Source organism: uncultured Eudoraea sp. (assembly GCF_947258525.1).
In the GTDB taxonomy this organism is placed as follows: Bacteria; Bacteroidota; Bacteroidia; order Flavobacteriales; family Flavobacteriaceae; genus Eudoraea.
Genome location: NZ_CAMYIP010000156.1, coordinates 1 through 8020 on the forward strand (window position 1 = coordinate 1; position 8020 = coordinate 8020).

An 8020-nucleotide genomic window follows, 5' to 3' on the forward strand; every position below is an offset into this window, starting at 1 on the left:
TTGATGGTTTAGATACCACCATGGAGGGTAAATTCAGGTCCAATCATTTTTTGGGTGTCGCAACCGTAGTTGAAAAGCTTTTTTTGATAGTGAAACCTAATAAAGCATATTTTGGTGAGAAGGATTTTCAGCAACTGTTAATTATTAAAAAATTAGTTGAAAAAACCAAAATGCCAATTGAAATTATTGGCTGCCCAATTGTCAGAGAACCAAATGGACTTGCCATGAGTTCCAGAAACGAAAGACTGCCAAAAGAACTTAGAGACCAAGCTTCATTTATCTATAAAACGCTTTTGGCTGCCAAAGCATTATTTGGCATGAAAAGTGCTGCAAAAGTAATGGATTGGGTGAAGCATAAATTTGATAGTCAGTCCGCGTTCAATTTAGAATACATTAATATAACCGAACAGGAAACTTTAAATCCTGTGAAAAGAAAACATAAAAATAAAAAATACAGGGCCTTTATAGCTGTTTATGTCGACGGTGTTCGACTAATCGATAATATAGCCCTTAATTAATTAACTTTGTGCCATGCAAATAGAAGTTGTCAAATCTAAAATACATAGGGTTCGCGTTACAGGAGCTGACCTTAATTATATAGGAAGTATTACCATAGATGAAGATCTTATGGATGCGGCCAATATTATTCAAGGTGAAAAAGTGCAGATTGTCAATAATAACAATGGTGAACGATTGGAAACCTATGTTATTCCCGGACCAAGAGGAACAGGTGAATTAACTCTAAATGGTGCCGCTGCCAGAAAAGTGGCGGTGGGTGATATTCTGATTTTAATTACTTATGCGAGAATGGATATTGAAGAAGCTAAGAAATTTAATCCGGCTTTAGTGTTCCCGGATGAAGCAACCAATCTGTTAAAATAGTCTTGAGCAAACAACTGAAAAAGATCTTAAAAATTATACTCCCAATTGCTTTGGGAGTTTTTTTAATCTGGTATTCATATAGAATAACTTCTGAAGAAGACAGAATACAAATAATCCGATATATTAAAGAAGCTGACCTTTTTTGGATAGGCATTTCTGTTTTCATTGGAATTTTAAGCCATATTTCAAGGGCAATCCGTTGGAATTATCTTCTGGAACCCCTAGGATATGCACCAAAAGTGAGTAATAATGTTTTTATCATCCTGATGGCTTACTTTGCCAATTTGGGCATCCCAAGATCCGGTGAGGTATTACGAGCCACTGCGCTTGCAACCTACGAAAACGTTCCTTTTCAAAAAGGTTTTGGGACAATAGTTACAGAAAGGGTAATAGATTTACTGATTTTACTTCTCATAATACTAATAGCCCTTTTTTCACAAACCGATATAATTCTTGCCTTTTTAAATGAAAAAGGTGTGGGTATTACAACTACCTTAATTTTTCTTAGTATTGGTTTCATTGGACTACTTCTTATAATGGCCTTTTTGCGCCGTTCAAGTTCGCGTTTTGCAATAAAAATCAGAGATTTTATTAAAGGACTTTTAGACGGTGTACTGAGTATTTTCAAAATGAAATATAAATGGGCCTTTGTAATACACACCTTTTTTATCTGGGCAGCCTATATCCTTATGTTTTGGGTTATAAAATATACAGTCCCCGAAACTATTGATCTCTCGTTTGGCCAACTATTGGTAGCCTTTGTTGCGGGTGCTTTTGCGATGTCCACCACCAATGGAGGTATCGGGCTTTATCCTATAGCTGTAAGCAAATCACTAACTATTTTTGGTATTTCAGCTGTTTCCGGTAATGCATTTGGATGGATTATGTGGATTGCACAAACTCTAATGGTTGTAGTATTTGGTGCAATATCTTTCCTTCTTCTGCCGTTATTGAACAGGAATAAATAGCCTAACGCTGTTTTCAAATAATTTGGAATGATACGTAATTTTTTACTTTTTGCTGCAATTCTGTTTAGTACAGCAGTAGGAGCACAAATAACACAAGAGATTTTTGAGTCTTTTAAACTGCAAGAGAGAAGGGATGTAAAATATTATATTCCAGAAGATTATAATCCAGAGAAGAAATATCCTTTGGTTGTGGTGTTGGATGGAGAATACCTATTTGATCAGGTTGTTGCTAATTCCAAATTTTATTCCACTTTTCAAGGAACACCGGAGACCATAGTTGTTGGAGTTTTTCAGAATGAAAATGATTTGAGATGGGAAGATTGCGCTTTTGAAGAAAACTCGGGCCTTCCAACGGAAAAAGGAAAACTATTTTTTGAATTTCTTGGAATGGAACTTGTCCCATACCTTAAAACCACTTACAATACTGCTCCTTTCAGCATGTTCGTGGGTTACGATATTACTGCAAATTTTGGGAATTATTATTTATTCAAAGAAAAATCCCTGTTTAATGCATTCATCAGCATATCTCCTTATCTGGCACCTGAAATGGAGAACAGAGTACCGGCCAGACTTAGTGAAGTAAATCAACAAATTTTTTATCATTTAATAGTTAGTGGAGAACGAAATGATAGTAGGGAAGCAATATTGCAGATGGACAAGGCCTTAAAAAGCATTGATAAAAAGGGGTTCAATTATCATTTCGATGAATATCCATCGGCCAACGAAGTATCAATAGCAACTTATGGAATAGGAAAGGCCTGGGGAAGCATGTTCGAGATTTTTAAGCCAATTAGTCCAAAAGAATACAAAGAAAATATTCTTACATCAGACGAACCTGTTTACAAATATTTGGAAGACAAATACAATTCTATAGAAGAATTATTTGGTTTTAGGAAAGAAGTGGAGTTAAATGATATTATGGCCATATATGCCGCAAGCCGAAAAAAAGATGACTATGAATCTTTAAAACCCTTGTCTGATTTGTGTAAACAAGAATTCCCGAGTACAATGCTTGGATTCTACTTTGAAGGAGAGTATTACGAAGAACTGGGCGAAGCGAAAAAGGCGCTACGCACTTTTGAAAAAGCGTTCGCAATGGAAGAGATCGATTTTCTGACAAAGGAAATGGCTTTGGAAAAAATGGACGCTCTTAAAGCAGACTTTGGCTTTTAAAATAGAATGGCCGTATTCCTTTTACTTAAATATCGATTGATATTTAAACTATCAACTTTCTTTTGATTTTTATAGTAACCACAATATCTTTAGCCCAAACCAGCTTAGGTTCAAATGGCTAAAACAAAAACAGCTTTTTTTTGTCAGAATTGTGGCACCCAATATGCCAAATGGGTAGGGCAATGTGGTGCCTGCAAGGAGTGGAATACAATTGTGGAAGAAGTTATCCAAAAGGAGAAGGATATTAGCTGGCAAAACTTCAATGATGCAAAGACAACAACCTCAAAGCCTGTTTTGGTTGGACAGATCAATACTTCCAGTGAATTTAGGCTGGACATTTGCGATAAAGAATTTAACCGTGTTTTAGGGGGTGGTTTAGTCCCCGGTTCACTGGTTCTGCTCGGCGGAGAACCGGGTATAGGTAAAAGTACATTGCTGCTACAAATTGCATTAAGACTAAACTTGAGGACTCTATACGTTTCAGGTGAGGAAAGTCTAAAGCAAATAAAAATGAGGGCGGAGAGGATACATCCTAATAATCAGACTTGCTATATACTAACCGAAACTAAAACACAAAATATATTTAAACAGATCAATGAAATAACACCCGATATTGTAGTCATTGATTCTATTCAGACCCTCCACTCAGATTATATAGAATCTTCTGCCGGCAGCATATCTCAGGTTCGTGAATGCGCAGCGGAACTTATTAGATTCGCTAAAGAAACAAATACCCCAGTTATCTTAATAGGACATATAACAAAAGATGGAAATATTGCCGGACCCAAGATTTTAGAACATATGGTTGATACGGTCTTACAATTTGAAGGCGATCGGAATTACGTATACCGTATTTTGCGTGCATTGAAAAATAGATTTGGTTCAACAGCAGAGTTAGGCATTTATGAAATGCAGCGTGATGGACTTAGGGAGGTAAATAATCCCTCAGAAGTATTGCTTTCAAAAAGCGATTCAGGACTTAGTGGTACGGCTATTGCTTCAACTATAGAAGGCATGCGCCCGTTAATGATAGAAATTCAGGCTTTAGTTAGTACGGCGGTCTACGGCACTCCACAACGTTCTGCTACTGGTTATAATGCGAAACGCCTGAATATGTTATTGGCTGTTTTAGAAAAAAGAGCTGGCTTCAGGCTTGGTGCAAAAGATGTGTTTTTAAATATTACAGGTGGAATCAGTGTAGACGATCCGGCAATTGATCTTGCAGTAGTTGCTGCTATTTTATCAAGTAATTCAGATGTCCCCATTGAAAAAAATGTATGTTTCGCTGCAGAAATTGGCCTCGCCGGAGAGGTAAGACCTGTTCAAAGAGTGGAACAAAGAATTCTTGAAGCAGATAAACTCGGGTTTTCAAAAATTTTCGTTTCAAAGAATAATAAAATTGCCCTTAAGAATACTAAAATAAAAGTAGAATTAGTCTCCAAAATTGAGGATGTGGTTAACACACTCTTTATTTAAGAAAATTTTTGTTTTAGTCTTTTCCCAAAAAGAAACCTGTCCAGCCGGTAATTAATGATATTGATGCTTTCTAATGAAAATTAAGGAGCCGGATCAGGAATATTATTGTGAATAGATTCTATCCCCTTTATCACCTCATCTGAGAGATCAACTTCAATACTGGATATGTTTTCTTCCAGTTGCTTCATAGATGTAGCGCCGATAATATTACTGGTTATAAATGGTCTTGAATTTACAAATGCCAGGGCCATTTTAGTAAGTGAAAGATTATGTTCCTGGGCAAGTTCGTAATATTGCTGGGTAGCCCGGTTTGCATTGTCGCTAATATATCTATTGTATGCAGGAAATAAGGTGATCCTCGCGTTTGCAGGCTTCATGCCTCCCATATACTTTCCACTAAGAACTCCAAATCCCAAAGGAGAATAGGCTAAAAGACCTATACTTTCTCGAATTGATATTTCAGAAAGCCCAACTTCAAATTGGCGGTTTAATAAATTATATGGGTTTTGGATGGTAATCATCCTGGGTAAGCTGGAGTGTACTTTGCTTTCCTCCAAAAAGCGCATGGTTCCCCATGGGGTCTCATTGGAAAGTCCAACATGTCTAATTTTTCCTTCAGTTATAAGATCCCTAAGAGTTTCCAATACCTGATGGATATTATCCTGCCAATGATCTGTATGGTCATGCTTATAACCCCTTTTTCCGAAGTAATTGGTGGAACGTTCCGGCCAATGCAATTGATACAAATCAATATAATCTGTTTGTAGTCGTTCCAGACTTCCTTCAACCGCTTCAATTAAGGATTCCCTTCTAAAACCGGTTGATCTGATGAATTTGGTAAAGTCTGCTTTCCCTGCAATCTTGGTACCCAGAATAATCTTGTCCCTTTTTCCGGTTTTCTTAAACCAGTTACCAATTATTTTTTCGGTATCAGCATATCTGTCGGGATGAGCCGGAATAGGGTAAAGCTCAGCAGTATCAAAAAAATTTATTCCCTGATCAACTGCATAATCCATTTGCTTATGTCCTTCCTCTTCGGAATTTTGGCGGCCCCAGGTCATTGTGCCCAAACAAATCTTACTGACTTCTATATCCGTGTGAGGTAATTTTTTATATATCATAAGCAAATACTATCTATTTTTTGACCAGACAAATTTAATCATTACCATGTTTACATTTTATTAAGCTTATTTTAATTATTCATGTAATTCAACCAGAATTGGACAATGGTCGCTATGCCTCGCTTCCGAAAGTATCACAGAGCGCTTTAATCTATTCTCAAGGCTACGGCTGACCATCCCATAATCCAGGCGCCATCCCTTGTTATTATTTCGGGCATTTGCCCTATAACTCCACCAGGTATAATGATGTGGTTCTTTATTAAAAAACCTAAAGCTGTCTATAAATCCACTATCCATAAAATTGCCCATCCATTCGCGTTCAACAGGTAAAAAACCAGACACATTCTTATTTCTTACCGGATCGTGAATATCGATTGCCTGATGACAAATATTGTAATCGCCGCAAATAATAAGGTTGGGGTGTGCTATTTTAATTTTATCAATATATGACTGCAGATCTGCCATATACTGCAATTTCAGATCTAATCTTGCCAAGTTGGTACCTGAAGGTAGATACATACTCATAATTGAAAGCCCGTTAAAATCCGCCCGAAGATTCCTTCCTTCAAAATCCATATAGTCTATTCCGGTTCCATATTCTACATGATCTGGCTGCTTTTTGGACAAAATAGCAACCCCGCTATATCCTTTTTTTTGAGCACTAAACCAGTGATTATGAACATATCCGATTTTATCAAAAATACTAAGATCTAATTGCTCTTTCATTGCCTTGATTTCCTGAAGACAAATCACATCGGGGTCAACCTGCTGGACCCACTCTAGAAAACCTTTGTTAAGGGCTGCCCTGATACCATTTACATTGTATGAAACTATTTTCAAACCTATTTTATTTATTTTCAAAAATAGTGAATGTTTAATCCAACCTGCCAAATGTATTTTAATATAAAAACCAAGAGAGACCGTTAGCCGGATACGTGCCTCGTCATAGCGGAATTCAAAATTCTCAACAGCCTTTCGAATTCGTTCGCATTGAATCCCCATATCTTCCTTGCTAATCTCTCCGCGTGGCAAAATAATAAATTCTTCACCACCATAGCGAGCAAAAATATCCTCCGTGCGTTTATTTTCGATGATAATATTGGCAAACTGAGCCAAGATTGCGTCGCCGCATTGATGTCCATAAGTGTCATTGACCTGTTTAAAGTTATCAATATCCATCATAATGACGCCAACCGGAAGTTTATGCCTGCTGGCGTAAGTCATCTCCATGGAGGCAAGTTTGATAAAGTGCTGGCGGTTAAAAATTCCTGTAAGGGCATCAAACGAAGCCCTATGCAAAAGTGTTTCCTCAGAACGGATTTCGGCTTCAGACTTGTATTCAATTTTCATGATTGAATGACCCAGTTGAAGGGGGACACCGGGTGTTAAAAGGGCACGTTTCACTTTTCGTGTGTCAACGTAGGTGCCGTTGGTCGAACCTTTATCTTGAATCGTAATTGTATCGCCCATCCATTCGATGATGCAGTGGATACGGGATATCCGATCATCCTCAATGGTGATATCGGCCTGGGGCGATCGGCCGACGGTCATAATTCCCCGTTTGAGCCTATGGCGGCGACCATTAGCGTTGCCGATATAAATTACCAAATATGGATGACGATCATCATCCCTAATGAGGGAGTCGAGATCAATAATAGCGGTTTTATCCGGATTGATTAATTTGCTTTCGTGCATTGATAATTATTACCAAATGATTGAATTAACGATTGATTGGTTATTTATCGGGATTTCATAGGAATACTTTAACGTTACCACTGAAAAAATTAAGGTGGTGTTTTCGGGTTGAGAGGTTTTCAGTTACCGGGCGTTAAAATATAACTAATGTTATCAACGATTAAACCGATATCTAATATATAAAAATATATAAAAAGTTGTTTGCCTGACTTACTTGATCTCCCCGATAATTTATTCGATCAACTTAAGACGAGAGTTGGAACATGAGAAAATACGCCTTCCTAAATATTTTCTGTATAATCTTTATAGCTATTCTCATTCCTTGTAGCTCGGTTGCAGACACTAAAATCAAAGTCGGTGTCTATCAAAATAGACCACTTCTATTCACAGATGAAGATGGCAAGGTAAAGGGAATTTTTCCAGATATCCTCAATTATATCGCCAAAAAAGAGGGGTGGACAATTGAATATCATAGTGGATCCTGGATCCAATGCTATGAGGATTTGAGATCTGGCAAGCTGGATATTATGGGAGCTATTGCATTTTCTGAGCAACGCAATCAGATTTTTGACTTCACATATGAAAATGTCCTCAGCAATTGGGGCCAAATATATATAAACAAAAATTCAGGGATTGAATCTATTCTCGATTTTGAGGGAAAGAAAATAGCCGTTCTCCAAAATGATTTATATTACAAAGAGTTAA

General features: G+C 37.3%; 8 protein-coding genes and 1 pseudogene. 6 read left to right on the plus strand and 3 right to left on the minus strand.

Annotated features, from left to right (window positions below):
- The 5 genes from Q0X89_RS11460 to radA form a co-directional block, all read left to right on the plus strand.
- On the plus strand, positions 1 to 518 hold a 518-nt coding region (locus Q0X89_RS11460), incomplete at its 5' end, for a pantoate--beta-alanine ligase (RefSeq protein WP_297694258.1).
- A 13-nt stretch (positions 519 to 531) separates the two neighbouring features.
- Positions 532 to 882 (plus strand): aspartate 1-decarboxylase, encoded by a 351-nt coding sequence (gene panD, locus Q0X89_RS11465; RefSeq protein ID WP_297694260.1) that lies wholly within the window; start codon positions 532 to 534, stop codon positions 880 to 882.
- A 2-nt stretch (positions 883 to 884) separates the two neighbouring features.
- Positions 885 to 1850 (plus strand): lysylphosphatidylglycerol synthase transmembrane domain-containing protein, encoded by a 966-nt coding sequence (locus Q0X89_RS11470; RefSeq protein WP_297694262.1) that lies wholly within the window; start codon positions 885 to 887, stop codon positions 1848 to 1850.
- Between the two features lie 27 nt (positions 1851 to 1877).
- Positions 1878 to 3023: an alpha/beta hydrolase-fold protein gene (locus Q0X89_RS11475; RefSeq protein ID WP_297694264.1), complete on the plus strand. Its 1146-nt coding sequence runs from the start codon at positions 1878 to 1880 to the stop codon at positions 3021 to 3023.
- 114 nt (positions 3024 to 3137) lie between these two features.
- Positions 3138 to 4499: a DNA repair protein RadA gene (gene radA, locus Q0X89_RS11480; protein ID WP_297694266.1), complete on the plus strand. Its 1362-nt coding sequence runs from the start codon at positions 3138 to 3140 to the stop codon at positions 4497 to 4499.
- Between the two features lie 80 nt (positions 4500 to 4579).
- Here the strand turns inward: radA and Q0X89_RS11485 are convergent, their stop codons facing one another.
- From Q0X89_RS11485 to Q0X89_RS11495, 3 genes and pseudogenes are all read right to left on the minus strand, one after another.
- Positions 4580 to 5620, minus strand: a complete 1041-nt coding sequence (locus Q0X89_RS11485; protein WP_297694268.1) for an aldo/keto reductase — start codon at positions 5618 to 5620, stop codon at positions 4580 to 4582.
- A gap of 75 nt (positions 5621 to 5695) precedes the next feature.
- Positions 5696 to 6460 carry an exodeoxyribonuclease III gene (locus tag Q0X89_RS11490; protein ID WP_297694272.1) on the minus strand — a complete coding sequence of 255 codons (765 nt, stop codon included), beginning with the start codon at positions 6458 to 6460 and terminating at the stop codon, positions 5696 to 5698.
- A gap of 75 nt (positions 6461 to 6535) precedes the next feature.
- A pseudogene (locus Q0X89_RS11495) lies at positions 6536 to 7315 on the minus strand (GGDEF domain-containing protein); the annotation flags it as partial.
- 263 nt (positions 7316 to 7578) lie between these two features.
- Between Q0X89_RS11495 and Q0X89_RS11500 the strand changes: the two are divergent.
- The coding region (locus Q0X89_RS11500; protein WP_297694270.1) for a transporter substrate-binding domain-containing protein at positions 7579 to 8020 on the plus strand (442 nt) is incomplete at its 3' end.

Excerpts from the sequence above, each read along its gene's own strand:
- radA (WP_297694266.1), top strand. The coding sequence starts at position 3,138 with ATGGCTAAAACAAAAACAGCTTTTTTTTGTCAGAATTGTGGCACCCAA.
- Q0X89_RS11485 (WP_297694268.1), bottom strand. The coding sequence starts at position 5,620 with ATGATATATAAAAAATTACCTCACACGGATATAGAAGTCAGTAAGATT.
- panD (WP_297694260.1), top strand. The coding sequence starts at position 532 with ATGCAAATAGAAGTTGTCAAATCTAAAATACATAGGGTTCGCGTTACA.
- Q0X89_RS11475 (WP_297694264.1), top strand. The coding sequence starts at position 1,878 with ATGATACGTAATTTTTTACTTTTTGCTGCAATTCTGTTTAGTACAGCA.